This window comes from Streptomyces sp. NPDC001678 (assembly GCF_042892945.1).
Taxonomy (GTDB): domain Bacteria; phylum Actinomycetota; class Actinomycetes; order Streptomycetales; family Streptomycetaceae; genus Streptomyces.
This window is the reverse complement of record NZ_JBIAUP010000004.1, coordinates 202,523-229,414: the sequence shown is the minus strand read 5'-3', so window position 1 is coordinate 229,414 and position 26,892 is coordinate 202,523. Positions and strand designations below refer to the sequence as shown.

Below are 26,892 nucleotides of genomic sequence, written 5' to 3'. Positions count from 1 at the left end.
TCAGTAGGTGTAGAGGGCGGAGGTGTCGATGTCGGTGTCCAGAGGGGCGCCGACCGATACCGGGTCGCCGAACTTGCTCTCGACCTTCGAGCGGTAGCGGCCGTCCTCGGGGAGTGAGTGGAGCAGGCACCGGCCCTTGATGGGGTCCACGACGAGGTAGTAGGGGATACCGGCCTGGGCGTACTTCGCGACCTTGCGGCGGGTGTCGTTCTCGAAAGTGGACCTGGAAGTGACCTCGGTGACCAGAATGATCTCTTCTGCGGGGAACCGCGGGAGGTCCGCGCCATGGTGGGCGGGGGCCGCGACCGAGAGGTCGGGGCGAAGCAGGGTCGTGCCACGCCAGCCTTCGTAGACCGTGTCCACCTTGGTCATGACGCACCACTCGTCGACGAGCTGGGCCGCGATGGCCAGAACCGCCTGGCCGTGACCGGATGTCACCACGGTGTTGATGCAGACCTGTCCGTCGATCATCTCGGCGTTGTGCTCCGGGAACGACGCGTCGAATTCCTCGAACTTCCGCATTTCGGTGGTCGTCACCGGGTGCTCCAGCTGCAGTGTGATGGGTTGCGGACGACTCTGCCCCGGAAGGCGAGCCGCCCGTACCCGCTCGCGCGTCCTTCGCCCAAACGGGCGAAGAGTGCCGAAGGTTACCTCTGGAAACCTAGTTCGCGATCGTCCGCGTCACGTTCGTGACCTCGCACCTGCCGCCGCTGCTCGGCGAGCCCGCCTTCGGTACGTACGGGGTGGAGACGTCGAGCGTGCTCGACTTGCCCGGCATCACGTACGGGATGGACGGGAAGCGCGTGGTGACCTTGCCCTCCGGGTCCGTGAACTGCACGGTCAGGCGGTAGGTGTACTTGAGGGTCGCGCTGCCGTTGGTGGCGCTGAGCTTCGCCGTGATGCCGAGGCGGTCGGTGTAGGCGCAGTCCATGATCTTGATGTCGCGCATGGCGTCGCCGCCACCACCACCGGTGGCTGTGCCACCGGTGGTGGTACCGCCGGTGGTGGCGCCACCGCTCGTCGTCCCGCCGCCGCTGAAACCGCCGCCGGTCGACGAGCCCCCGGTCGTGCCCCCGGTCGTGCCCCCGCTCGTGGACGAGCCGCTGCTGTGATGGCTGGATCCGCCGCCGCAGCTCGCGCCATGGTGACCCCGGGCGCCCGTGAGGGCGACGACGACGATTCCGAAAACGGCGGTCGCGCGGACATGACGAAGCTTCATATGTGAACTCCCCCGATGAAGTGACGAGACGATGCGTTGATCATTTGACGAGCGCACGTCACGCTAACGGGGTGTTTACACATGGCCAAATCCCAGCAGGTCACCGGCTGTTTCTGTGACACGACCGCGACAGAACGGCTTCCGAAGAGGGATAGGGCGGGGCGGGACGGTACGGGCGGAATATTTTCAGCCGGTTCCGCGCACGACCTTGGCGATCTCGCACTTCGCGCCCTTCGTGGGGGCTCCCGCCTTCGGGCTGTAGGGGGCGGTGATGTCGTGGTTGTCCGTGCGGCCGGGGCGGACGAACAGGAGCGAGAAGTCCTGGGACTCGAGCGCGGAGCCGTCCGGGGCCGTGAACTTCACGGTGACGGTGTAGCTGTAAGTGGCCGTCGCGCTGGGGTTCATGGCGCTCAGTTTGGCCGCGATGCCCTGCTTCTCGACGTATGCGCAGTCGGAGATGGTGACGTCCTTCGTGCCGTCACCGGAGCCGTCGGTGGTGGCAGCGGCGGCGGCCGCGGCGCCCGAGCCGGAGGAGCCGCTCTTCCCGCTCGAGTCGCTGCCGCAGCCGCTCGCTCCGGTCAGGGCGATGATGACGAATCCGGATATGGCGGCGGTGCGGGATATGCGAATCTTCACTATGACTGCTTTCAGTGAAATGACGGAAAACGGCGCGGGGATTACGCCGCCGGTGAGCCCGCGTCACGCTAGGCATGCCATTACCGCTTTTGCGATACCGTCGGTAACACTGTGATCGGTTCGCGACCCATAAGATTCCGAATCCATATCGGAGACATAGGAAATCGTCCCTTAGCGTCCGGCTCGCCCGAAGACGCCACACAAGGGGACAGACGCGGCGTACGGGGCCGGTGCCCGCCCCCGGCGCGGTGGGGCAAGCTGGGGGGCATGGCAACACATGTGATCACCGGCTCCGGGTCGGGCATCGGCGAGGCGGTCGCCCGGCGGCTGCACGAGCGCGGCGACGAACTCTGGCTCGTCGCGCGCGACGCGGGCCGGGCCAAGGAGCTCGCCGCGCGCTTCCCCGGCGCCCACACCCTCGTCGCCGACCTCGGCAACCCCGACCGGCTCTCCTGGGCGCTCGGCCACCAGACCCTGCCCGACCGCGTCGACTCCCTGCTGCACATCGCGGGCGTCGCCGACCTCGGGGACATCGGCGAGCTGACCCCCAAGACCTGGAACCGGACGCTCGCCGTCAACCTGGTCGCGCCCGCCGAGCTGACGCGGCTGCTGCTGCCGCAGCTCCGCGTCTCGCAGGGGCACGTCGTCTTCGTCAACTCCGGCGCCGGGCTGCGCGCGAACCCCGGCTGGGGCGCGTACGCGGCCAGCAAGCACGGCCTGAAGGCGCTCGCGGACTCCCTGCGGGCCGAGGAGCACACCCACGGCGTCCGCGTCACCAGCGTCTACCCGGGCCGGGTGGCCACCGCCATGCAGGTGAGCGTGCACCAGCAGGAGGGCAAGGAGTACGAGCCGGGCAAGTGGATCAGCCCGGAGTCGGTCACGGCGACGATCCTGCTCGCCCTGGACCTGCCGCGCGACGCGGAGGTCAACGACCTGTCGGTCCGCCCGGGGTACTCGGGCGGCTGATAGCCCTCCGGCCCCGGCCGGGCGCGCGGCCCCTTTCTCGTACCCTTCCTGAGTGAGCGAGAAGAGCAACGTCAGGAGCTGGGGCGCGGGGGTCGCCACCGGCGTCGGTTCGATGCCCGGGGGAGTCGCGCGCGAGGCCGCGAAGACCGTCACCGGGTCGCTGGAGGCGCTGCCGCACCTCCCGGAGCTGCCCGCGCGCGGGCCCGGGGCGGACATGATCGGCCGCACCGCCGGGATGCTGGTCGAGGTCTTCGCACACCTGGAGCCCAGCGGCTGGCGTGTCAGCGACCGGCCCGGCCGCGACACCCGTCGCGCGCGCTCCTGGCTCGGCGAGGACCTGGACGCCCTTGAAGAGTTCACTCAGGGCCACGAGGGCGCGCTGAAGGTCTCCGCCGTCGGGCCCTGGACCCTCTCCTCCTCCCTCCAGCTGCGCGGCGGCGAGGCCGCCCTCGGCGACGCCGGCGCCTGCCGCGACCTCACGGCCTCCCTGGCCGAGGGCCTGCGCGGCCACCTCGCCGAGGTGCGCCGCCGGGTGCCCGGCGCCCGGCTCGTCCTCCAGCTCGACGAGCCCTCCCTGCCCGCCGTGCTGCGCGGCCAGATCCGTACGGCCAGCGGTTACCGCACCCACCGTGCCGTCGACCGGGCCGTCGTCGAGGGCGCGCTGCGAGACATGGCGGCGGTCGCGACGGAGGCCGGCGCCGAACTCGTCGTGCACTCGTGCGCCCCCGGCGTGCCCTTCGCGCTGCTGCGCCGCGCCGGAGTCACCGGCGTCTCGTTCGATTTCTCGCTCCTCACCGAGCGTGAGGACGATGCGATCGGTGAGGCGGTGGAGGCGGGCACGACCCTCTTCGCCGGCATGGTGCCCGGCGTGGACGGCCCATTGTCCGACCCTGCCGGTAGCGTCATGGGTGTCAGGACGCTGTGGCGCAGGCTGGGGCTGGCACCGGGGGCTCTTTCGGAGTCCGTGGTCGTCACCCCGTCGTGCGGGCTCGCGGGCGCTTCGCCCGCGTATGCCCGGGCGGCCCTCGCCCACTGCGTCCGGGCGGCGAAATCACTCGCAGACAACCCTGAGTGACGGCGCTCATGGATCAACGGGAGGACGAGACGGTGGCTGTCGAACGGCGAGGCGAAGAGCTCGAGAAGCTCGCGGCGCAAGCGGCGGTGCCCGCCGAGGCGCGGGAGAAGCACGCCCTGCTCGCCGAGCAGGTCGAGGAGCACCGCTTCCGGTATTACGTGAAGGACGCCCCCGTCGTCAGCGACGCCGAGTTCGACAAGCTGCTGCGGTCGCTGGAGGCCCTGGAGGAGGAGTATCCGCCGCTGCGCACGCCGGACTCGCCGACCCAGAAGGTCGCGGGCGCGTACGAGACGGAGTTCACCGCCGTCGAGCACCGCGAGCGCATGCTCTCCCTGGACAACGCCTTCGACGACGAGGAGCTCGCCGCCTGGGCCGAGCGCATCGCCAAGGACCTCGGCGAAGGTGCCGATTACCACTTCCTGTGCGAGCTCAAGGTCGACGGCCTCGCCGTCAACCTGACGTACGAGCACGGCCGGCTCACCCGCGCCGCCACCCGCGGCGACGGCCGCACGGGTGAGGACATCACGCCGAACGTCCGCACCATCTCCGAGGTCCCGGACCGGCTGAAGGGCGAGCGGATCCCCGCCCTCGTCGAGGTGCGCGGCGAGGTCTACTTCCCGATGGAGAAGTTCGAGGAGCTCAACGCCCGCCTGGTGGAGGCGGGCAAGGCCCCCTTCGCCAACCCGCGCAACGCGGCGGCCGGTTCGCTGCGCCAGAAGGACCCGCGCGTCACCGCCACCCGCCCGCTGCACATGGTGGTGCACGGCATCGGCGCCCGCGAGGGCTTCGACATCGACTGCCAGTCGCACGCGTATGAGCTGCTGCGGGAGTGGGGCCTGCCCACCGCCGCGCACGCCGAGGTCTTCGGCTCGCTCGACGAGGTGCGGAAGTTCATCGCGAACTACGGGCAGCCCAAGGTCCGGCACTCGATGGAGCACGAGATCGACGGCGTCGTCGTCAAGCTCGACGAGATCCCCCTCCAGGGCCGGCTGGGCTCCACCGCGCGCGCCCCGCGCTGGGCCATCGCCTGGAAGTACCCGCCGGAGGAGGTCAACACCAAGCTCCTCGACATCCGCGTCGGCGTCGGCCGCACCGGCCGGGTGACCCCGCAGGCCGTCTTCGAGCCCGTCACCGTCGCCGGCTCCGAGGTCGAGTTCGCCACCCTCCACAACCAGGAGGTCGTCAAGGCCAAGGGCGTCCTCATCGGCGACACCGTCGTCATCCGCAAGGCCGGCGATGTGATCCCCGAGGTCCTCGGCCCCGTCGTGGATCTGCGCGACGGCACCGAACGGGAGTTCGTGATGCCCGCCGAGTGCCCTGAGTGCGGCACCGGGCTGCGCCCGATGAAGGAGGGCGACATCGACCTCCGGTGCCCCAACGCCCGCTCCTGCCCGGGCCAGATCCGCGAGCGGCTGTACTACCTCGTGGGCCGCGAGTGCCTCGACATCGAGAACTTCGGCTATGTGGCCGCCTCGGCCCTCACCCAGCCCCTGGAGCCCGCCACCCCGCCGATGGTCAACGAGGGCGACCTCTTCGGTCTGACGATCGAGGAACTGCTGCCCATCAAGTCGTATGTGCGGGACCAGGACAGCGGTCTGCCCAAGATCGACCCCAAGACGGGCGAGGAGAAGGTCGTCACCTTCTTCGCCAACCAGAAGGGCGAGCCGAAGAAGAACGCCCTGGCCATGCTGGAGAACATCCAGGCGGCCAAGCAGCGCCCGCTCGCCCGGGTGATCAACGGCCTGTCCATCCGCCATGTGGGTCCCGTCGCCGCGGCGGCGCTGGCCCGCGAGTTCCGCTCGATCGACCGGATCGCCGAGGCCACGGAGGAGGAGCTCGCCGCCGTCGACGGCGTCTCGGACACCATCGCCACCGCCGTCCGGGAGTGGTTCGCCGAGGACTGGCACCGCGAGATCATCGAGAAGTGGCGGGCCGCCGGGGTCCGGATGGAGGAGGAGGCCGGCGAGGCGGAGGGTCCGCGTCCGCTCGCCGGGCTGACCGTCGTCGTCACCGGCACCCTCACGGGCTTCACCCGGGACGCCGCCAAGGAGGCCCTCCAGAGCCGGGGCGCGAAGGTGACCGGGTCGGTATCGAAGAAGACGGACTTCGTGGTCGTCGGTGACAACCCCGGTTCGAAATACGACAAGGCGATGCAGCTGAAGGTCCCGGTCCTCGAAGAGGACGGTTTCACCGTCCTGCTGGAGGAAGGCCCCGAGGCGGCGCGCGAGGCGGCCGTGCCCCAGGAGGCCACCCCAGCGGAGTAATGCCCGCATAGGCAGTGGGCATTACCCCTACAGCGCATACCAGATGGCTACAGAACGCCGGATCGCATTCGGGCAACCGCTGCCGATCGCTGCCCGCCGTAGCCTTCTGCGGCCTACTGTTGAGATGTGCGCCTGCCGTGGCGCGGGCACCGCCGGCTGTGAGAGGGACGGGCATGAAACCCACCACCGACAGCGCCGAACCGGCATCGCGGCCGCGGCGGCTCTCCCCGCCCGGGCTGCCGACGGTCTGCGTGGCCCTGGCCGCGCTCGGGCTCACCGTCGGCGTACTGCGGGCGGTCTCCTCGGAACGGGCCCTCTTCCCGGGGCAGACGGTCGGCTGGTCGCTCGCGACCCTCACCGCGCTCATCGTCGCCCATCTCGTCGCCCTCGGCCGGGACCGTTGGTGGGGCGGCACCGGATCCGGTGCCGCCCTCACCCTGGCCGTCCTGCTCCTCTACGGCTGGCTCCCGGCCGTACTGATCAGCATCGCGGTCGTCACCCTGGTGGCCACCGCCCGCCGCCACCGATGGCGGCAGGCCTTACTCCACGGCGCGGTCGACATCCTCGGCATCGCGGCCGCCGGGCTCGGCCTCGCCGCCTGCGGGATCACCGCCGGCGTCGAGAGCCCCTGGCTGCCCGACACCTGGCGGCTCTCCGCCGCCCCCAAGATCGCCCTCGCCGCCTTCCTCTACCTCGCCGTCACCCGCGCGCTCCTCTGGTGGTCCATGGCCCCGCGCGCCGCGCTGACCAGCATCGCCCGCACCGCCCTGATGCGGCAGGCCCTCGTCGGCATCGCCCTGCTCGGCATCGCCCCGCTGATCGCGGTCGTCGCCGACCACTCGCCCGTCCTCCTGCCCCTCTTCGCGGTCCCCCTCATCGCCCTCGATTCCACCCTCTGGATCGCCCGCGCCCGCGCCGAGGAACAACTGCGCGACCCCCTCACCGGACTGCCCAACCGTCAGTGGCTGCTGGAACGCACCTGGAGCGCCCTGGACGAGGCCGAACGGGCCGGGGCCCGCGCCGCGCTCGTCCTGATCGACCTCGATCGTTTCCGGTCGGTCAACGACACCCTCGGTCATCTCGCCGGCGACCGGCTGCTCCTCCAGATCGCCGAACGACTCCGGCTCGCCCTGCCCCGCGACGCGGAGGCCGCCCGCCTCGGCGGCGACGAGTTCGCCGTGCTGCTGCCCACCGCCGACTCCCTCACCAGCGCCCAGCGGGTCGCCCGTACCCTCGTCGCCGACCTCGGCTCCCCCCTCGACCTGGACGGGCTCACCCTCGTCCTGGAGGCCAGCGCCGGCGTCGCCGTCTACCCCGACCACGCCCTGGACGCGGAGGGGCTGCTGCGCCGGGCCGACGTGGCGATGTACCAGGCCAAGCGCGACCGCAGCGGCGTCGAGGTCTACGAGGCCCGCCGCGACGGCAACACCCCCGACCGCCTCGGCCTCCTCGGCGACCTGCGCCGCGCGCTGGACGCCGGCGAGGTCGAGCTCCACTACCAGCCCAAGGTCGGCTTCGACGGCCATGTCGAGGGCCTGGAGGCCCTGGTCCGCTGGGTCCACCCGGAGCGGGGCCGGGTCTCCCCGGACGAGTTCATCGCGATCGCGGAATCGTCGGGCCTGATGCCCCGGCTGACGGAGTACGTCCTGGAGACCGCGCTCGGCCAGGTGGCGAAGTGGCGGGCCATGGGGTTGGAGGTCCCCGTAGCGGTCAACGTCTCCCCGCGCGACGTCCACACCCCGGGCTTCGCGGGCTCCGTCGCCGCCCGCCTCGCCCGCCACGGCGTGCCTCCCGGGGCGCTCCAGCTGGAGATAACGGAGCACGTGCTCCTGGAGGACCCGCAGCGCGCCGCCGACACGCTGGCCGGGCTCACCGGCCACGGCGTGAAGATGTCCCTCGACGACTTCGGCACGGGGTATTCCTCGCTGGTCCACCTGCGCCGCCTCCCGGTCAGCGAGCTGAAGATCGACCGTTCCTTCGTCGCCCGGCTCGCCATCGACAACGAGGACGCCGAGATCGTCCGCTGCACGCTCGACCTCGCCCATTCGCTGGGCCTCCTCGTCGTCGCCGAGGGCGTCGAGGACGACGAGACCTGGGAACGACTGCGCGACCTCGGCTGCGACGCGGTCCAGGGCTGGCTCGTCGCGGCGGCGATGCCGCCGGACGAGACCACGGCCTGGCTCCGCCTCCGCGAATCCGGTGTCCGCGTCCGTGAGGAGCCGCTGACCCCGGCGCCGACGCCGGCACCGGCGCCGGCGGAGGAGGACGCGGTCACGTAGGCGGGTCGGGCTGCCCGGGCTTCCGGCGGTCCGGCACCGCCGGGCCCGTAGCCGGTGGCCGACCGCCGCCGCGGCGGGAAGGGACCCCAGCCCCGCCCCTTCACCGTTTCCCGGGGGCAAGCCCCCGGAGCCCCCGGGAGGGCGAGCGGCTCGGCCGCCGCCCGGGTTCCGTGCCCGGGTTCCGTGCCCGGGTTCCGTGCCCGGGTTCCGTGCCCGGGCCGGGGCGAAGCCCTCGGCCATGCCCTGCGGGGTCGGGGGCGGCAGCCCCGGGAAACGGTGAAAGGGCGGGACCGGGGCACCCCTCCACCCCGCCGCGATGGCGAGCAACCCCCGCCGGGGAGCCCGGCGGTGCCCGACCGTCCGAAGCCCCCGAAAGGACCACCCGGCCCAGCGGCAGCGAAACCGTTTCGCGGGCACACCCGCCGGAGCCATAGGATTGGGCCGAAACCCTATACATCCCACCCTTGAGGATCGCTGCATGCCTGGCATCACGCGCGAGGAGGTCGCCCACCTCGCCCGGCTGTCGCGTCTGGAGCTGAAGGACGAAGAGCTCGACCACTTCGCCGAACAGCTCGACGTGATCATCGGCGCGGTCGCCCGCGTTTCCGATGTGGCCGACGAGGACGTACCGCCGACCTCCCACCCGCTGCCCCTGACCAACGTCATGCGTGCGGACGAAGTCCGCCCGTCGCTGACCCCCCAGGAGGCGCTCTCCGGCGCCCCCGCCCAGGAGCAGCAGCGTTTCAAGGTGCCGCAGATCCTGGGGGAGGACTGACCACGATGGCAGATCTGATCAAGCTCACCGCGGCCGAGATCGCCGAGAAGATCGCCTCCGGCGAGCTCACGGCCGTCGAGGTCACCGAGGCCCACCTGGCCCGTATCGAGGCCGTCGACGAGAAGGTGCACGCCTTCCTCCACGTCGACCGCGAGGGCGCGCTCGCCCAGGCCCGGGAGGTGGACGCCAAGCGCGAGCGCGGCGAGAAGCTCGGCCCGCTGGCCGGCGTCCCGCTGGCGCTGAAGGACATCTTCACCACCAAGGGCGTCCCCACCACCGTCGGCTCCAAGATCCTCGAAGGCTGGATCCCGCCGTACGACGCGACGCTCACCAAGCGTCTGAAGGACGCCGACGTCGTCATCCTCGGCAAGACCAACATGGACGAGTTCGCCATGGGGTCCTCCACCGAGAACAGCGCCTACGGCCCCACCGGCAACCCCTGGGACCTCACCAAGATCCCCGGCGGCTCCGGCGGCGGCTCCTCCGCCGCCCTCGCGGCCTTCCAGGCGCCCCTCGCCATCGGCACGGACACCGGCGGCTCCATCCGCCAGCCCGCGTCCGTCACCGGCACCGTCGGCGTCAAGCCCACCTACGGCGCGGTCTCCCGCTACGGCATGGTGGCGTTCTCCTCCTCCCTCGACCAGGGCGGCCCCTGCGCCCGTACGGTCCTGGACGCGGCCCTGCTGCACGAGGTGATCGCCGGCCACGACCCGCTCGACTCCACCTCCATCGACGCCCCGGTCCCGCCGGTCGTCGAGGCCGCGCGCAGCGGCTCCGTCGCCGGTATGCGCGTCGGTGTCGTCAAGCAGTTCCGCGGCGAGGGTTACCAGGCCGGTGTGCTCCAGCGCTTCGACGAGTCCGTCGAGCTCCTCAAGGAGCTGGGCGCCGAGATCGTCGAGCTGGACTGCCCGTCCTTCGACCTCGCGCTGGCCGCGTACTACCTGATCGCGCCGTCCGAGTGCTCCTCCAACCTGGCCCGCTTCGACGCCATGCGCTACGGCCTGCGGGTCGGCGACGACGGCACGAAGTCGGCCGAGGAGGTCACCGCCCTCACCCGTGAGGCCGGCTTCGGCCCCGAGGTCAAGCGCCGCGTGATGCTCGGCACCTACGCGCTCAGCTCCGGCTACTACGACGCGTACTACGGCTCCGCGCAGAAGGTCCGCACGCTCATCACGCGCGACTTCGAGGCGGCGTTCGAGCAGGTCGACGTGATCGTCTCGCCGACCACGCCCACCACCGCCTTCGCGATCGGTGAGCGCGTCGACGACCCGATGGCGATGTACCTCGCCGACCTGTGCACCATCCCGACCAACCTGGCGGGCAACGCGGCCATGTCGCTGCCCTGCGGCCTCGCCCCCGAGGACGGCATGCCGGTCGGTCTGCAGATCATCGCTCCCGCCATGAAGGACGACCGGCTCTACAAGGTCGGTGCCGCGGTCGAGGCCGCGTTCACCGAGCGCTGGGGCCACCCGCTGCTGGAGGAGGCACCGTCGCTGTGAGCATCGAACAGAGCAAGTCGGGCGCGCTGAAGAAGGCCAAGGGCTTCAAGAAGTCCAAGGCCGGTACGTATCTGTCCATCGGCACCACGCTGTTCGGCGCCATCAGCGTCGCCAAGCAGGCCAAGAAGGCGCGCGGCGAGCAGGACACCCTCCAGCTCGTCGACGCGGTGGTCTCCGCCGCCGCCATCGTCACCGGCGTCGCCCTGCTCGTCCGCGAGCTGCGCCGTATGAACAGCGACGACGTCCTCGCGGGCTGAGCAGGGACTGAGAGGTTAGTTTTCCGTGACCGTCACTGAACTGGTGTCGTACGACGAGGCGCTTGCCACCTACGAGCCCGTCATGGGTCTCGAGGTGCACGTCGAGCTCGGCACCAAGACCAAGATGTTCTGCGGGTGCGCCACCGAGCTGGGCGCCGAGCCCAACTCGCAGACGTGCCCCACCTGCCTCGGCCTGCCCGGCTCCCTCCCGGTCGTCAACGGCGTCGCCGTCGAGTCGGCCGTCAAGATCGGTCTCGCGCTGAACTGCGAGATCGCCGAGTGGTGCCGCTTCGCCCGGAAGAATTACTTCTATCCGGACATGCCGAAGAACTTCCAGACCTCCCAGTACGACGAGCCGATCGCCTTCAACGGCTATCTGGACGTCCAGCTGGAGGACGGCGAGGTCTTCCGCGTGGAGATCGAGCGCGCCCACATGGAGGAGGACACCGGCAAGTCCACCCACGTGGGTGGTGCCACCGGCCGTATCCACGGCGCGCAGCACTCCCTGCTGGACTACAACCGCGCCGGCATCCCCCTCATCGAGATCGTCACCAAGCCGATCACCGGTGCGGGCGAGCGCGCCCCCGAGGTCGCCAAGGCGTACGTCGCCGAGCTGCGCGAGCTCATCAAGGCGCTCGGCGTCTCCGAGGCCCGTATGGAGATGGGCCAGATGCGCTGCGACGTCAACCTCTCGCTGATGCCCAAGGGCTCCGAGAAGTTCGGCACGCGCTCCGAGACGAAGAACGTCAACTCGCTGCGCTCCGTCGAGCGTGCCGCGCGCTTCGAGATCCAGCGGCACGCCGCGGTCCTCAACGCCGGCGGCACGATCATCCAGGAGACCCGTCACTTCCACGAGGAGGACGGCTCCACGACGTCGGGCCGGGTCAAGGAGGAGGCGGAGGACTACCGCTACTTCCCCGAGCCGGACCTGGTGCCGGTGGCCCCCGCGCGCGAGTGGGTCGAGGAGCTGCGCAAGGGGCTGCCCGAGCTGCCGCGCGTGCGCCGTAACCGGCTGCGCGAGGAGTGGGGCGTCTCCGAGCACGACATGCAGTCGATCCTCAACGCCGGTGCGGTCGACCTGATCGTCGCCACCATCGAGGCGGGCGCGGACGCCGCGTCGGCCCGTAAGTGGTGGATGGGCGAGCTGTCGCGCATCGCCAACGAGGAGGGCATCGGCCTCGGCCTGCTGCCGATCACGCCGGTCCAGGTCGCCCGGATCGCGGCGCTGATCGCCGAGGGCTCGCTCAACGACAAGCTGGGCCGTGAGGTCATCAAGCACGTCGTCAACGACGAGGGCGAGCCCGACGAGATCGTCGAGAAGCGCGGTCTGAAGATCGTCTCCGACGAGGGCGCGCTGGGCACCGCCGTGGACGAGGCCATCGCGGCCAACGCCGGTATCGCGGACAAGATCCGCTCGGGCAAGGTCGCGGCGGCGGGCGCGCTCGTCGGCGCGGTCATGAAGGCCACGCGCGGCCAGGCGGACGCGGCCCGCGTCCGGGAGCTCATTCTTGAGCGGCTCGGCGTCGAGGGCTGAGCCCAGAGCTCTGCCCGCGTCAACGCGCGACGACGGCCGTCCCTCCCCGGAGGGGCGGCCGTCGCCGTGTCCGCTACCGGCGATCGGCCCCCGTTGGCCGGAATTCGCCCGTACGCCCCCCATCGGGCGAAACGGTCCGGCATGATCCCCGTCAGTGGGCCGGTCGGCGTGCCCGCACTCAGAGGCTGGGGGTTCTCCATGCGACGGTCGCGTACCGGACTGGCCGCGTTCCTGCTGGTGGGAGCGGGTTTGACGATAGGGGTGGCGCCGGGCGGGACGGCTCCGGCGGCACGGGCCGCCACACCGCCCGCGGCCGGGTGCGCGGCCGTGGACTGGGGGAGCCTGCCGAAGGACAGCGCCGTCGCCTGGCACAAGCCGCTGCGGGACATCAGAGCCGGCGGTCACGACTGCTACGACCGCCTGGTCTTCGACCTCCTCGGGCCCGGGACCGGCCGCCCGATCGGCTTCCACGTCCGCTACGTCGAGAAGTTCCAGCAGGACGGCTCGGGCGATGTCATCCCCGTGCGCGGTGGCGCGATCCTGGAGGTCCGCATCGCCGCGCCGAGCTACGACCCGGACACCATGCAGCGGACGTACGACGGCAAGGCCGGGCAGCCGCTGCCGGAGGTGGACCTCGGCGGCTACCGCACCTTCCAGGACACCCGCTTCGGCGCCAGCTTCGAGGGCGACACCCAGGTGGCCGTCGGGGTGCGCGAGCGGCTGCCGTTCCGGGTCTTCCAGAGCGGGAACCACCTGGTCGTGGACGTCGCGCACAGCTGGCGCGGCTTCCGCTGACCCGGCCGCCGGCCCGGTCGTCCGGCCTCACCGGCCCGGGCGTACAAAGGCATAATCCCGACCCCCGTGTGGTATAGCCCACAAAAGAGACAAAGGATCTTTTCCTGCTGTCACAGTGGTCGGCCGGAGGCCCCCTCAGCGGGGCCTCTGCCAGATCCCCACTCTGCTCAGCGGTCGACATGCACGGGTCGTCTCCCCGGCGAGATCGTCGCGAAACCCGGGAAGCAGGTCATGACCTCACTTGCCCGGTGGTGTCTCCGCCGCCGCTTCACCGTCATCGTGCTGTGGCTCGTGGCCCTCGTGGGAACCACCGTCGCGGCGACGCTGAGCGGTTCCGCCTACTCCAACGACTACGGCGTCCCCGGCACGGAGTCCTCCCGCGCGAGCGCCCTGCTGGAGAAGGCCTTTCCCGGCGAGAGCGGCGACGACAAGATCGTCTGGCACACCGGCCGGGGTACGGTCCGCGCGAACGACGTCCAGCAGCGGATGACCGCGACGCTCCACGAGATCGCCCGGCTGCCCGGCGTGGCCGCCGTCGAGAGCCCGTACGCCAGTGGCGGATCGGTCAGGATCAGCCAGGACCGGCACACCGCCTATGCCTCGGTGACCTTTGTCGCCAAGGGCGGAGAACCGGACAAGGCCCAGGTGGAGCGGGTCGTGGAGACCGCTCGCGCGGCCGGCTCGGACAATCTCCAGGTGGCCCTCGGCGGCAGCGGCGTCGCCGGCACGGAGACCGCGAGCGGCCATCTCAGCGAGATCATCGGCGTGGTGGTCGCGGCCGTGGTGCTCTTCGTCGTCTTCGGCTCGCTCGCCGCGAGCCTGCTGCCCATAGCGACGGCCCTGGTGGGCGTGGGAACCGCCGCCATGGGCACGGTGCTGCTCGGCCATGTGATGAAGGTGGCCGATTTCGCACCCATGCTGGGCACGCTCATCGGCCTCGGCGTCGGCATCGACTACGCCCTGTTCATCGTCACCCGCCACCGCAAGGGGCTGCGGCAGGGGCTGCCCGTGGCCGTCGCGGCGGAACGGGCGGTCGCCACGACCGGGCGCGCCGTGGTCTTCGCCGGCGGCACCGTGTGCGTGGCGCTGCTGGGCATGCTCATCCTCCGGCTGGGCTTCCTCAACGGCGTGGCGATAGCCGCCTCGCTGACCGTCGTCCTCACCGTCGCCGCCTCCGTCACCCTGCTGCCCGCCCTGCTCGGGCTGATAGGCCCCCGGGCCCTCGGCCGTCGTGAGCGCCGCCGCCTCGCCGAGGAGGGCCCCCGGGCGGAGGAGCACCCCAAGGGCCTGGCCGCCCGCTGGTCCGCCTTCGTCGAGCGCCACCCGAAGCTTCTGGGCGCCGCGGCCGCCGCCGTGATGCTGGTCCTGGCCCTGCCGACGCTCTCCCTCCACCTCGGCACCTCCGACCAGGGCAACAACCCGGCGGGCTCCACCACCCGCCAGGCCTACGACATGCTGGGCCGCGGCTTCGGCCCCGGTGTCAACGGGCCGCTGACGCTCGTCGCCCCCCTCGACAGCGCCGCCGACAGCCTCGCCTTCAACAAGCTGCCGGACACCCTCCGCCACACCCCCGGCGTCGCCTCCGTGACCCCCTCGGTCCTCAGCGGTGGCGGTGACACGGGCGTCATCACCGTCGTGCCCACGACGTCCCCGCAGTCCCGCGCCACCAGCGACCTCGTCGACCGGCTCCGCACGACCGTGCTGCCCAAGGCCGCCGGGGGCACCGGCCTGGACGTCCGCGTGGGCGGCGTGACCGCGGCGTACGACGACTTCGCCGCGGTCATCCTCGGCAAGCTGCCGGTGTTCGTGGGCACCGTGGTGGGGCTGGGCTGTCTGCTGCTCCTGCTGGCCTTCCGCAGCATCGGGATACCGCTGAAGGCCGCCGCGATGAACATCGCGGCCGTGGCCTCCTCCTTCGGCCTGATCGTCGCCCTCTTCCAGTGGGGCTGGGGCAGCGAGGCGCTGGGCCTCGGCGGCGCGGGCCCCATCGAGCCGTTCCTGCCGGTGGTCATGGTCTCGGTGCTGTTCGGGCTGTCGATGGACTACCAGGTGTTCCTGGTCAGCCGGATGTACGAGGAGTGGCTGGCCACCCGGGACAACCGCCGGGCCGTCCGCGTGGGCCTGGCGGAGACCAGCCGGGTGATCAACTCGGCGGCCGTGATCATGATCGCGGTGTTCCTGGCCTTCGTGCTGAGCGGCGACCGGGTGATCGCCATGTTCGGCGTCGGCCTGGCCGCCGCGGTGGCCCTGGACGCCTTCGTCCTGCGGACGCTGCTGGTCCCGGCGCTGATGCACATGCTGGGCGGCGCCAACTGGTGGCTGCCGGCCTGGCTGGAGCGTGTCCTGCCGCGCATCAGCATCGAGCCGCCGGAGCCGGTGGCCGCCTTCGCGGGGGCGCGCGAGGGGTCAGAGCGTGATCACGATCCGCACGAGGTCGACGGGCGGCTGGAAGACGACCTGACGGCCCTTCTCGATGCGGACGGGCAGCCCGCCGAACGTCGTGTAGGCGAGGACGTCGTAGTCGCCTGAGTCGATCTCCGACACCTTGAGGCCGCCCGCGAAGTCGTGCACGCCCAGGGTGAAGAAGCAGAGCCGCGTCATCCCGCTCAGGATGCCGACCCCGCCCCCGCAGAGGGACGGGACCTCACGTACGGGCGCCACCGCGCCCGTACCGGCCCGGTGATCCACCGGCGTCGCGCCCGCCGCCGGCGCGAAGGCGACCGTACCGGCCAGGACGGCGCCCACGAGCGTCGCCGAGAGGGATCCGCGCATGGCTCTCTCCCCGGATGTCGTCCGGACGTGCTCTGCCGTCCCCGATGGTGGGGGTTCCACCCGCGCGGCGCACGTGTATTCGGGCGCGGTCGAAACCGCCCGGTCGCGCGCCGGGCGCGGGGAGGCGTCAGCCCCGCCGGGGCCGGATGACCACGACGCCGGAGTCGAGGTCTATCGGGCCCTTCGCCGGGTCCGCGTCCCCGGTGTCGTCGCGCGTGAGTTCCAGCCGGTCGCGCTCCTCCTGGGTGTGTTTCCGCCCGGGGCTGAAGATCTCCTCGAAGACGCTGAACATGTGTCGGTCCCTCCGGCGGCCGTCCGGCGACCGTCAGGTCACCTTCAGCCGCAGCAGCCGGTCGTCGTCGGTCGCCGGCCGGCCCCGTCCGTCGGTGTTGCTCGTCGTCAGCCACAGCCCGCCGTCGCCCGTTGGAACAACCGTACGCAGCCGCCCGTAGTTCCCCTTGAGGAAGGCCCGCGGGGCGGCGGCGGGCGCGGCACCGCGGAGCGGGATCCGCCACAGGCGCTCGCCGCGCAGCCCGGCCATCCACAGGGAGCCCGCCGCGTAGGCGAGGCCGCTGGGGGAGGCGTCGGCGGGCTTCCACTGCTCCACGGGGTCCGTCAGGCCCGCCCGGTGCGCCTTCCCCTCGGCCACGGGCCAGCCGTAATTGCGGCCCGGCTCGATGAGGTTGAGCTCGTCCCAGGTGTCCTGGCCGAACTCCGAGGCCCACAGCCGTTTGTCCGCGTCCCAGGCCAGGCCCTGCACATTGCGGTGGCCGTAGCTGTAGACGAGCGAGTCCGGGAAGGGGTTGCCGGGGGCCGGGCGGCCGTCGGGGGTCATCCGCAGGATCTTGCCGCCGAGCGAGCCCTTGTCCTGAGCGGGGTCGCGCAGCCCGGCCTCGCCCGTGCCGGCGTAGAGCATCCCGTCGGGGCCGAACGCGATCCGGCCACCGTTGTGGATCTGGCCCTTGGGGATGCCGCGCAGGATGGTGTCGGGCGCGCCGAGCCGCTGTCCCTCCGGCCGTTTCTCGTCGACCAGCAGCCGGGCGACGCGATTGTCCGAATCCGTCGTGAAGTAGGCGTAGAGCAGATGGTCGGAGGCGTAGCCGGGGGAGAGCGCCAGGCCCAGCAGCCCGCCCTCGCCCGCCGCCGCGACGCCCGGGACGGTGCCGAGCGGGGTCTGCCGGCCGTCCTTCGCCGCGACCCGGGTGATCCGGCCGGTGTTCCGCGAGCCGATCAGCAGGTCGCCGTCCGGCAGCGGGGCCACGCCCCACGGCGAGTCCAGCTTGCGGGCGACCGTTTGGACGACCTCGACGGAGCCCTCGGCGGGCGCTCCGCCTCCGCTCGTAGGGGAGGAGGGCGTACCGGCCCCGCCGGAGGGCGAGCCGCCGGAGCAGCCCGTGACGATCAGCAGCGCGGAGACCGCCAGCGCCGCCGTGACGGCGGCGCGGCGGGGGAGGAGTCGTGGTCCGGGGAGGTGTCCGGTGGGCAGGTGCACGGCAAAAGGTTCCTCTCGGGTGAAAGGGTTCCTCTCGGGTGAGTGGGACACCCCTCCTTGATACACCCCGGTCCTTGATTCACCCGGTTCCTTGATTCGCCCCGTCAGTACCAGGACCCCATCGCCTGGGGCAGTGCCGTGATCTCCGCCAAGTCCTCGGCCGTCAGCCGCAGTCCGGCGGCCGCCGCGTTCTCCACCGCCCACGCGGCCTTCTTCGTGCCCGGCACCGGCACCACGTGCCGGTTCTGCGCCAGCACCCAGGCCAGGGCCACCTGCGCCGCCGTGGCGTCGTGCCGTTCCGCGACCCGCCGCAGGCCCGCGACTATCGGCTGGTTGGCGGCCATCATCTCCGCCGTGAAGCGCGGGTGACGGGCCCGCAGGTCCTCCGGCTCGAAGCCCTGGCCCGGGGTGAGCGTGCCACTGAGGAAACCATTCCCCAGCGGCATCGCCGCCAGCAGCCCCACCCCCCGCGAGGACAGCCACGGCACCAGCCGGTCCAGCGCCTCCCGCGACCAGACCGACAGCTCCGCCTGGACACAGCTGACCGGGAAGACCTGCTGCACCCGCTCCAGCTGGGCGATCGTCGCGTCGTACATCCCCGTCCGGGCCCCGGCCGAGGAGCCGAACCTGCGCCGGGCCCGCGCGTCGATGGCGCACCAGCCCAGCGCCCGCACCTTGCCCGCGGAGACCAGCTCGGCCATCGCGCCCCAGGTCTCCTCGACGGGTATCTCGGGGTCGGGGCGGTGGAGCTGGTAGAGGTCGATGACATCGGTCTGGAGCCGGCGCAGCGAGGCGTCGCACGCCCGCTTCACATAACCCGGACGGCCGTTGGCGACGATGTGCTGGTCGCCCACCAGCAGCCCGCACTTGGTCGATACGAACGCCTCCGAGCGCCGCTCCCGCAACACCCGCCCCACCAGCAGTTCATTGGTGAACGGCCCGTACATGTCCGCCGTGTCCAGGAGGCTGGCACCGGCGTCCAGGGCCGCGTGGACCGTGCGCAGCGCGCCCTCCCCGCTCTGCTGGGAGGCGGTGTACGCCCAGTGCATCGGCATGCACCCCAGGCCGATCGCGCCCACCTCGAGCGCCGTCGCACCGATTGTCCTGCGCTCCACCCGCGGTTCCCCTCCCGTTCCTCGCCCCCAAACTAACCTCTGGCGTCGGGGCCCCTTCGCATAGCCTCCAGACATGAGTGCAGATCACAGCGGTTCCCTCGCGCGCCCCCTGGCCTGGCTGCCGATCCCCCCGGAGGAGATCGACGGCCTTCCCCCTGGGCTGGAGTACGCCCACTGGGACGGCGGGCCCGACTACCCCACCGACCCCGCGCGTTGCGCCTTCTACTGCGTTCCGTACATGAAGGGCACCGAAGTGTCGATCCGGCCGCTGTCGCGGATGAGCGGGGTGCGGGTCGTCCAGGCGCTCACCGCCGGTGTGGAGCACCTGCTGCCGGAGCTGCCCTCGCTGCCGTCCGGCACCCGGCTGTGCAACGCGCGCGGGCTGCACGACGCGAGCACCGCCGAGCTGGCCCTGACCCTCACGCTCGCCGCGCTCCGGGGCGTCCCCGGCTTCGTCCGGGCGCAGGACGCGGGGGAGTGGCGGCCCGAGTTCCGCCCGGCGCTCGCCGACAAGTCCGTGCTCGTCGTCGGCTACGGCTCGATCGGCGCCGCCGTCGAGGACCGGCTCGCGCCCTTTGAGTGCGCGCGGATCGTGCGCGTCGCGCGCTCCGCGCGTATGGCGGCGCGCGGCCCGGTCCACCCGGTGGCCGACCTGCCGGAGCTGCTGCCCGACGCCGATGTGGTGATCCTCTCGACGCCCCTCACCCCCCAGACCGCCGGGCTCGTCGACGCCCGCTTCCTGGCCCGGATGAAGGACGGCGCGCTCCTGGTGAACGTCGCCCGGGGCGGCGTCGTCGACACCGAGGCGCTCCTGGCCGAGCTGGAGAGCGGCCGACTGATCGCCGCCCTGGACGTCACCGACCCCGAGCCGCTGCCCGACGGGCACCCGCTCTGGAAGGCGCCCGGAGTGCTGATCACCCCCCATGTGGGTGGGCCTTCTTCGGCCTATCTGCCCCGGGCCAAGGCCCTCTTGCGCGATCAACTGGCCAGATTTGTACTGGACGAGCCTCTACGGAATGTCGTAGCCACGGCGTAGTCGTCACAGGCCGGTAGCACGCAGAGACAGCATTTGGATGCGCTGCGTATCCGTAATCCATCGGCTGGTTACGCTATGTATATGAGCTATGTCCCTGAGTGACGACTCTGGTGTATCGTCCCGACGGGGGCCGCTCCGGGCACGGCACGAGGGCGGCGAAGGACCGGAACTCGAGGGGGGCGACGGGCGATGGACGGCCAATGGACGATCTACCCGACGCGACGGGGCCACCGATCACCGCATCTCCGGCGACCGCGCCGGCCGAGGATCCGCTGCCTGGCCGCCGCGCACCCAAGGCTCCCCCTGTCCGGTCCGCTGAAGGCGGCGGCGCGGTGAGCGCCCCCGGAGCGGCGCTCCCGCGCCGGCCCGCCCCCGCCGGGGGGCCGGGCGTGCTCCCACAGCTCCTCCTCGCCGTCGTCTGCGGGGGCTACGCGACGGGCGCGGCCCTCGGCTGGGGCTCGCCCGAGCTCGCCGCCACCATGGGCGACTTCGGGCTGAGCGGCGCCGCCGGCCTCGCCGCGGCCTCCTGCTTCTGGTACGGGCGGACCCGCAGCACACGGTTCCGCCCCGCCTGGCTGCTGTTCGCCGCCTCGTCCGCCATGGCGGGCTTCGGCAACTTCGTCTGGGGCTGGTACGAGGTGGTGCTCGGCCGGCACGTGCCGAGCCCGTCCCCGGCCGACTTCTGCTTCCTGCTCTTCGCGCCGCCCGCCATCATCGGCCTGCTGGTGCTCGCCCGCCGCCCGGTCACCCGGGCCGGCTGGGTCTGTCTCGGGCTGGACTCCTGGCTGATCGGCGGCTCGCTGCTGACCCTCTCCTGGAGCCTGGCCCTCGCGCACACCGCCCACTTCGCGGGCGAGACCGTCGCCCACGCCGCGCTCTCGCTCGCCTATCCGCTGCTGGACATCGTCCTGGTGTCCATGGTGCTGGCGCTGCACTTCAAACGCTCCTCGGCCAACCGCTCCGCCATCAACACCGCCATCGCCGCCCTCGCGCTGACCGTCCTGTGCGACGCCCTGTTCACCTCGCCGCTGCTCCAGGCCAACTACCGCTCCGGGCAGATCCTCGACGCGGGCTGGTTCGCGGGCTACATGCTGATGGCCTACGCGCCCTGGGTCGCCCGCGAGGAGCGCGAGAGCACGGCCCGGCCGGGCCGCCCGCAGGCCCCGCCCGCCGGCCGGCCCATCGCCGGCTCCCTCGCCGCCCTCACCCCGTACCTCGCGGCCGCCGTCTGCACCCTGGGCATCCTCTACAACGTCCTCGACGGCCACCACGTCGACCGCGTCGTCCTCTTCACCGGCTGCACGGTCGTCCTGGCGCTCGTCGTACGCCAGGGCATCATGCTCCTCGACAACATCTCCCTCACCCAGGAACTGGCCCAGAAGGAGAACCACTTCCGCTCCCTGGTGCAGGGCTCCAGCGACGTCATCATGATCGCCGCACCCACCGGGATACTGCGCTACGTCAGCCCGGCCGCCGCCGGGGTCTACGGGCGCGACGCGGAGGAGCTCGTCGGCTCCGAGCTCGCCTCGCTCATCCACCCCGAGGACCTGGGCCGCGTCGTCCACGAGGTACGCCGCTTCCTCGCCGCGCCACCCGCCGAGGAGCCCACCACCCGCATCGAATGCCGCTTCCGCTCCGGCAGCGGCGACTGGCTCAACGTGGAGTCCACCGTCAACCGTCACCACGGCGGCCTGATCTTCAACAGCCGCGACGTCACCGAACGGGTCCGGCTCCAGGCCCAGTTGCAGCACACCGCCGAGCACGACCCGCTCACCGACCTGCCCAACCGCGCCCTGTTCACCAAGCGTGTCCAGCAGGCGCTCGCCGGCCGGAGAGTCACCGACGCCGGCACCGCCGTGCTCTTCATCGACCTCGACGGCTTCAAGGCCGTCAACGACACCGTCGGCCACCAGGCGGGCGACGAACTGCTCATCCAGGCCGCCCGCCGGCTCCAGGACTCGGTGCGCGCCGGGGACTCCACCGCCCGCTTCGGCGGCGACGAGTTCGCGGCCCTCATCATCGGCGACGGCACCCGCGACCCCGCCGCCCGCGAGTACCGCATCCTGGAGGTCGCCGACCGGCTGCGGCTCACCCTCTCCCAGCCCTACCTCGTCGAGGGCGGCACCGAAGTGCGCGTCGCCGCCAGCATCGGCGTCGCCTTCGCCGAGCCCGACATCACCCCCGGCACCCTCATGCGCAACGCCGACCTCGCCATGTACCGGGCCAAGCAGGCCGGAAAGGGGCGCGTCGAGCTCTACGCCCCCCAGATGCAGGCCGACGTGGTGCGCCGCACCGAGCTCGCCAGCCGGCTGCGCACCGCGCTGCACGACGGCGAGTTCGCCCTCCTCCACCAGCCGGTCGTCGAGCTGGCCACCGGACGGATCACCGCGGTCAGCGCCCAGGCCCGCTGGCGCTCCGCCCAGGGCATCCTCTTCACCCCGGACGAATTCCTCCGCGTGGCCGAAATGGACCGGGGCGACGAGAGCGCCCGCACCGCCGAGCTCGGCCGCTGGACGCTGGAGCGGGCCGCCGAACAGGCCGGCCGGCGCCGCCTCGCGGGCCACGCCGTCCCCGTCCACGTCCGGATGTCCGCCGCCCGGCTGCTGGACAAGTCACTGCCCCCCAAGAACGTCGAGGCCCTCATCCTGCGCCACGGGCTGCCCTCCGGATCGCTGGTCCTGGAGCTCTCCGGCAGCGATCCGCGTGTCCCCCTCGACGAGCTGGAGCGCCGGCTGGTCTCCCTGCGCCGCTTCGGCGTGCGCATCGCGCTCGACGGCTTCGGCACCGGCTACGCCGCCATGAGCGCCCTGCGCCGCCTCCCCATCGACGTGCTCAAGCTCGACCGCGGCCTCGTCGACGGAGTGGCCGAATCCGCCCGCCTCCACAAGATCACCGCCGGGCTGCTCCATATCGCCGGCGACCTCGGCATGGAGTCCGTCGCCGACGGCGTGGACGACCTGGAGCAGGCCCGCACCCTGCTCGCGATGGGCTGCACCCACGGCCAGGGCATGGCCTTCGCGGGCGCGCTCGACGAGCACCGGCTGCGACACGCCCTCGACCGGGGTCCGTACCCCCTGCCGGGCCTGATCCCCGACGCGCTGCCCACCACCCTTCCGGGTGATCCCACGGACGGCGGAAACCAGGTGCTCGTCGGGGGCGCCCTGCCCGTACGCTCCGGAGTGGCGGGGGGCGCGGGAGCCCTCGCCCATGCTCCATTGCGCTCAAATAATGAGACGCCCGTCCCACCCACTTGACACCTCAGGTGCACCAGAGGGAGGGTCGATCCCATGCGCACCCGAATTCTCGTACTTGGACAGCGCGTCGGCTGAAGCAGGCCGCCCATGAGGCCCTGCTGACCACACCGACGCGCTCCCCTCGCTTGCCTCACGGCACGAGGGGTTTTTTGTTTTCCGAATCACCCAGTCATCCGTCGAAACCGTCGAACCGAAGCCTTCGAGAAGAGAATGTCGATGACAGAGCAGGCCAACGGGGCCCACCATCATCCGCAGCCGCGGCCCCGCAGCGGCGCGGCGCAGCAGCCCGCCACCGTCGAGCACGTCACGGGCGCGCAGTCCCTCATCCGGTCCCTGGAGGAGGTGGGCGCCGAGATCGTCTTCGGCATCCCGGGCGGCGCGATCCTGCCGGCGTACGACCCGATGATGGACTCCTCGAAGGTCCGCCACGTCCTCGTCCGTCACGAGCAGGGCGCCGGCCACGCCGCGACGGGCTACGCCCAGGCCACCGGGAAGGTCGGGGTGTGCATGGCGACCTCGGGTCCGGGGGCCACCAACCTCGTGACCCCGATCGCCGACGCCCATATGGACTCGGTGCCGCTGGTGGCCATCACCGGCCAGGTCGCCTCCAAGTCCATCGGCACGGACGCCTTCCAGGAGGCGGACATCTGCGGCATCACCATGCCGATCACCAAGCACAACTGGCTGGTCACCGACCCGGCCGAGATCCCGCGCACCATCGCGGAGGCGTTCCACGTGGCCTCGACCGGCCGCCCGGGACCGGTGCTCGTCGACATCGCCAAGGACGCCCTCCAGGCCCGGACGGTCTTCGCCTGGCCGCCGCACACCGACCTGCCCGGCTACCGGCCCGTCACCAAGCCGCACGCCAAGCAGATCCGCGAGGCCGCGAAGCTCCTCACCCAGGCGCGGCGCCCGGTCCTCTACGTCGGCGGCGGCGTGCTCAAGGCACAGGCCACCGGCGAGCTGAAGGTCTTCGCCGAGCTGACCGGCGCCCCGGTGACCACCACGCTGATGGCGCTGGGCGCCTTCCCCGACAGCCACCCGCAGCACCTGGGCATGCCCGGCATGCACGGCTCGGTCGCCGCCGTCACCGCGCTCCAGAAGGCGGACCTGATCATCGCGCTCGGCGCGCGCTTCGACGACCGGGTGACGGGCAGGCTGGACTCCTTCGCCCCCCACGCGAAGATCGTCCACGCCGATATCGACCCCGCCGAGATCGGCAAGAACCGCACCGCGGACGTGCCCATCGTGGGCGACGCCCGGGAGGTGCTGGCCGATCTGATCGTGGCCGTCCAGGCGGAGCAGGCCGACGGTCACGCGTGCGACTACACCGAATGGTGGACCGACCTCGACCGCTGGCGCGACACCTACCCGCTGGGCTACGAGCAGCCCGGCGACGGCAGCCTCGCCCCGCAGCAGGTCATCCAGCGCATCGGCGAGCTCGCCCCCAAGGACACGATCTTCACGGCCGGCGTCGGCCAGCACCAGATGTGGGCCGCCCACTTCATCCACTACGAACAGCCCCGCACCTGGCTCAACTCCGGCGGCGCGGGCACGATGGGCTACGCGGTGCCCGCCGCCATGGGCGCCAAGGCCGGCGCCCCGGAGCGCACGGTGTGGGCCGTCGACGGGGACGGCTGCTTCCAGATGACCAATCAGGAGCTGGTCACCTGCGCGCTCAACAACATCCCCATCAAGGTCGCCATCATCAACAACGGCGCGCTGGGCATGGTCCGCCAGTGGCAGACCCTCTTCTACAACCAGCGCTACTCCAACACGGTGCTCCACACCGGCCCGGCGGTGTCCAACGGCGGCACCGCCGAGGGCGCCGCAGCGGAGCCCTGCGCCGGGACGCGGGTGCCCGACTTCGTCAAGCTCGCCGAGGCGATGGGCTGTGTGGGCCTGCGCTGTGAGGACCCCGCCGACCTGGACAAGGTGATCGCCGAGGCCAACGCCATCAACGACCGCCCGGTCGTGGTGGACTTCATCGTCCACCAGGACGCCATGGTCTGGCCGATGGTCGCCGCCGGGACCTCCAACGACGAGATCCTCGCCGCACGCGGGGTCCGCCCGGACTTCGACGGCATCGACGACGACTGACCGCCACGACGGCCGTTCGTCACGACGAACGATCGCCACGACGACCGACCGCCACCGCCCCACGAGACGAGAGGCTCACGAGGCCGACCCCCATGACCAAGCACACGCTCTCCGTCCTGGTGGAGAACACCCCCGGCATCCTCGCCAGGGTCGCCGCGCTGTTCTCCCGCCGCGGTTTCAACATCGACTCCCTCGCCGTCGGGGTGACCGAACACCCCGACATCTCCCGCATCACCATCGTCGTCAACGTCGAGTCGCTGCCCCTGGAGCAGGTCACCAAGCAGCTCAACAAGCTCGTCAACGTGCTGAAGATCGTGGAGCTGGAGGACAGCGCCGCCATCCAGCGCGAACTCGTCCTGGTGAAGGTCCGCGCCGACAACGAGACCCGCTCCCAGATCGTCGAGATCGTCCAGCTCTTCCGCGCCAAGACCGTCGACGTCTCCCCGGAGGCCGTCACCATCGAGGCCACCGGAGGCAGCGACAAGCTCGGCGCGATGCTCAAGATGCTGGAGCCCTTCGGCATCAAGGAACTGGTCCAGTCCGGGACCATCGCGATAGGGCGTGGCGCCCGGTCCATCACGGACCGCAGCCTGCGCGCCCTCGACCGTTCCGCCTGAGCCGGTCCGCCTGATCCAGTCCGCCTGATTCGTCTTTCGGTACTGATCCAGTCTTTCGGTATTCCGAATACCGATCCCCCGAACCCTTTCCCCGCCCACCCGTCATACGGTGGGACGTACCACCGGAACACCGGATTCAAGGAGATATCCCACGTGGCTGCCGAGCTCTTCTACGACAACGACGCCGATCTGTCCATCATCCAGGGCCGTAAGGTCGCGGTCCTCGGCTACGGCAGCCAGGGCCACGCCCACGCGCTGTCCCTGCGCGACTCGGGCGTCGACGTCCGCGTGGGCCTCCACGAGGGCTCGAAGTCCAAGGCGAAGGCCGAGGAGCAGGGCCTGCGCGTCGTCACCCCCGCCGAGGCCGCGGCCGAGGCCGACGTCATCATGATCCTGGTCCCGGACCCGATCCAGGCCAAGGTCTACGAGGAGTCCGTCAAGGACAACCTCAAGGACGGCGACGCCCTCTTCTTCGGCCACGGCTTCAACATCCGCTTCGGCTTCATCAAGCCCCCGGCCGGCGTCGACGTCTGCATGGTCGCCCCCAAGGGCCCCGGCCACCTGGTGCGCCGTCAGTACGAGGAGGGTCGCGGCGTCCCGTGCATCGCGGCCGTCGAGCAGGACGCCTCCGGCAACGCCTTCAAGCTCGCGCTGTCCTACGCCAAGGCCATCGGCGGCACCCGCGCCGGCGTCATCAAGACGACCTTCACCGAGGAGACCGAGACCGACCTCTTCGGCGAGCAGGCCGTCCTCTGCGGCGGCGCCTCGGCGCTGGTGAAGGCCGGCTTCGAGACGCTGGTCGAGGCCGGCTACCAGCCGGAGATCGCCTACTTCGAGTGCCTCCACGAGCTCAAGCTCATCGTGGACCTCATGTACGAGGGCGGCCTGGAGAAGATGCGCTGGTCGGTCTCCGAGACCGCCGAGTGGGGCGACTACGTCACCGGCCCGCGCATCGTCACCGACGCCACCAAGGCCGAGATGAAGAAGGTCCTGGGCGAGATCCAGGACGGCACCTTCGCCAACAACTGGATGAAGGAGTACCAGGCCGGTCTGCCCAAGTACAACGAGTACAAGAAGGCCGACCAGGACCACCTCCTGGAGTCCACCGGCAAGAAGCTGCGCAAGCTGATGAGCTGGGTCGACGACAAGGAGTAGTCCTCCTTCCGGGTGGCGCCGGGCCGGGCACTCCGGCTCGGCGCCACCCGCT

Annotated in this window: 21 protein-coding genes; 15 read left to right on the top strand and 6 right to left on the bottom strand. The window is 71.4% G+C overall.

Going from position 1 to position 26,892, the window contains the following annotated elements:
• The 3 genes from ACFYZR_RS10420 to ACFYZR_RS10410 all read right to left on the bottom strand — a co-directional run bounded on the left by ACFYZR_RS10420 (position 1) and on the right by ACFYZR_RS10410 (position 1,855).
• Positions 1-537: a Uma2 family endonuclease gene (locus ACFYZR_RS10420; RefSeq protein WP_391907832.1), complete on the bottom strand. Its 537-nt coding sequence runs from the start codon at positions 535-537 to the stop codon at positions 1-3.
• A gap of 124 nt (positions 538-661) precedes the next feature.
• Positions 662-1,219, bottom strand: a complete 558-nt coding sequence (locus tag ACFYZR_RS10415; protein ID WP_391907829.1) for a hypothetical protein — start codon at positions 1,217-1,219, stop codon at positions 662-664.
• 186 nt (positions 1,220-1,405) lie between these two features.
• Positions 1,406-1,855 carry a hypothetical protein gene (locus ACFYZR_RS10410; RefSeq protein WP_391907826.1) on the bottom strand — a complete coding sequence of 150 codons (450 nt, stop codon included), beginning with the start codon at positions 1,853-1,855 and terminating at the stop codon, positions 1,406-1,408.
• A 267-nt stretch (positions 1,856-2,122) separates the two neighbouring features.
• Here ACFYZR_RS10410 and ACFYZR_RS10405 point away from each other — a divergent pair, with 267 nt between their 5' ends.
• From ACFYZR_RS10405 to ACFYZR_RS10360, 10 genes are all read left to right on the top strand, one after another.
• A complete protein-coding gene (locus ACFYZR_RS10405; RefSeq protein ID WP_391907823.1) occupies positions 2,123-2,821 on the top strand; it encodes an SDR family oxidoreductase in 699 nt (232 codons plus the stop codon).
• A gap of 52 nt (positions 2,822-2,873) precedes the next feature.
• Positions 2,874-3,896, top strand: a complete 1,023-nt coding sequence (locus tag ACFYZR_RS10400) for a methionine synthase (protein WP_391907820.1) — start codon at positions 2,874-2,876, stop codon at positions 3,894-3,896.
• A gap of 8 nt (positions 3,897-3,904) precedes the next feature.
• Positions 3,905-6,160 carry an NAD-dependent DNA ligase LigA gene (gene ligA / locus ACFYZR_RS10395; protein ID WP_391907817.1) on the top strand — a complete coding sequence of 752 codons (2,256 nt, stop codon included), beginning with the start codon at positions 3,905-3,907 and terminating at the stop codon, positions 6,158-6,160.
• Between the two features lie 173 nt (positions 6,161-6,333).
• Positions 6,334-8,439: a putative bifunctional diguanylate cyclase/phosphodiesterase gene (locus ACFYZR_RS10390; protein ID WP_391907814.1), complete on the top strand. Its 2,106-nt coding sequence runs from the start codon at positions 6,334-6,336 to the stop codon at positions 8,437-8,439.
• Between the two features lie 478 nt (positions 8,440-8,917).
• Positions 8,918-9,214: an Asp-tRNA(Asn)/Glu-tRNA(Gln) amidotransferase subunit GatC gene (gene gatC, locus ACFYZR_RS10385; RefSeq protein ID WP_361699689.1), complete on the top strand. Its 297-nt coding sequence runs from the start codon at positions 8,918-8,920 to the stop codon at positions 9,212-9,214.
• A 5-nt stretch (positions 9,215-9,219) separates the two neighbouring features.
• On the top strand, positions 9,220-10,713 hold the full coding sequence (gene gatA / locus ACFYZR_RS10380; RefSeq protein WP_391907811.1) for an Asp-tRNA(Asn)/Glu-tRNA(Gln) amidotransferase subunit GatA: 1,494 nt from the start codon (positions 9,220-9,222) through the stop codon (positions 10,711-10,713).
• Positions 10,710-10,970, top strand: a complete 261-nt coding sequence (locus ACFYZR_RS10375; RefSeq protein WP_311615599.1) for a hypothetical protein — start codon at positions 10,710-10,712, stop codon at positions 10,968-10,970. Before gatA ends, ACFYZR_RS10375 begins: the two co-directional genes overlap by 4 nt.
• 25 nt (positions 10,971-10,995) lie before the next feature.
• Positions 10,996-12,504, top strand: coding sequence for an Asp-tRNA(Asn)/Glu-tRNA(Gln) amidotransferase subunit GatB (gene gatB / locus ACFYZR_RS10370; protein ID WP_391907807.1), 1,509 nt, complete (start codon positions 10,996-10,998; stop codon positions 12,502-12,504).
• A gap of 198 nt (positions 12,505-12,702) precedes the next feature.
• Entirely contained in the window at positions 12,703-13,299 is a 597-nt protein-coding gene (locus tag ACFYZR_RS10365) for a hypothetical protein (protein WP_391907804.1), read from the top strand.
• Positions 13,300-13,530: 231 nt separating this feature from the next.
• Entirely contained in the window at positions 13,531-15,828 is a 2,298-nt protein-coding gene (locus ACFYZR_RS10360; RefSeq protein ID WP_391907801.1) for an MMPL family transporter, read from the top strand.
• Between the two features lie 370 nt (positions 15,829-16,198).
• On the opposite strand, the gene ACFYZR_RS10355 is transcribed toward ACFYZR_RS10360, so the two are convergent.
• From ACFYZR_RS10355 to ACFYZR_RS10345, 3 genes are all read right to left on the bottom strand, one after another.
• Complete coding sequence (locus ACFYZR_RS10355; protein ID WP_391907797.1) at positions 16,199-16,363, bottom strand: DUF6191 domain-containing protein; 165 nt, start codon at positions 16,361-16,363, stop codon at positions 16,199-16,201.
• 33 nt (positions 16,364-16,396) lie between these two features.
• Positions 16,397-17,563, bottom strand: a complete 1,167-nt coding sequence (locus ACFYZR_RS10350; protein WP_391907794.1) for a PQQ-dependent sugar dehydrogenase — start codon at positions 17,561-17,563, stop codon at positions 16,397-16,399.
• A 104-nt stretch (positions 17,564-17,667) separates the two neighbouring features.
• The gene (locus ACFYZR_RS10345) at positions 17,668-18,678 is read right to left on the bottom strand and encodes an aldo/keto reductase (protein WP_391907791.1); all 1,011 of its coding nucleotides are present in this window, start codon (positions 18,676-18,678) and stop codon (positions 17,668-17,670) included.
• Between the two features lie 73 nt (positions 18,679-18,751).
• Between ACFYZR_RS10345 and ACFYZR_RS10340 the strand changes: the two genes are divergently transcribed.
• The 5 genes from ACFYZR_RS10340 (at position 18,752) to ilvC (ending at position 26,840) form a co-directional block, all read left to right on the top strand.
• Positions 18,752-19,714, top strand: a complete 963-nt coding sequence (locus ACFYZR_RS10340; protein ID WP_391907788.1) for a 2-hydroxyacid dehydrogenase — start codon at positions 18,752-18,754, stop codon at positions 19,712-19,714.
• A 332-nt stretch (positions 19,715-20,046) separates the two neighbouring features.
• Positions 20,047-22,968 (top strand): putative bifunctional diguanylate cyclase/phosphodiesterase, encoded by a 2,922-nt coding sequence (locus ACFYZR_RS10335; RefSeq protein ID WP_391907785.1) that lies wholly within the window; start codon positions 20,047-20,049, stop codon positions 22,966-22,968.
• A gap of 216 nt (positions 22,969-23,184) precedes the next feature.
• Positions 23,185-25,068: an acetolactate synthase large subunit gene (locus tag ACFYZR_RS10330; protein ID WP_391907782.1), complete on the top strand. Its 1,884-nt coding sequence runs from the start codon at positions 23,185-23,187 to the stop codon at positions 25,066-25,068.
• 92 nt (positions 25,069-25,160) lie between these two features.
• Positions 25,161-25,685, top strand: coding sequence for an acetolactate synthase small subunit (gene ilvN, locus ACFYZR_RS10325; protein ID WP_189451234.1), 525 nt, complete (start codon positions 25,161-25,163; stop codon positions 25,683-25,685).
• 153 nt (positions 25,686-25,838) lie between these two features.
• A complete protein-coding gene (ilvC, locus tag ACFYZR_RS10320; RefSeq protein ID WP_391907778.1) occupies positions 25,839-26,840 on the top strand; it encodes a ketol-acid reductoisomerase in 1,002 nt (333 codons plus the stop codon).
• Positions 26,841-26,892 lie beyond the last annotated feature (52 nt).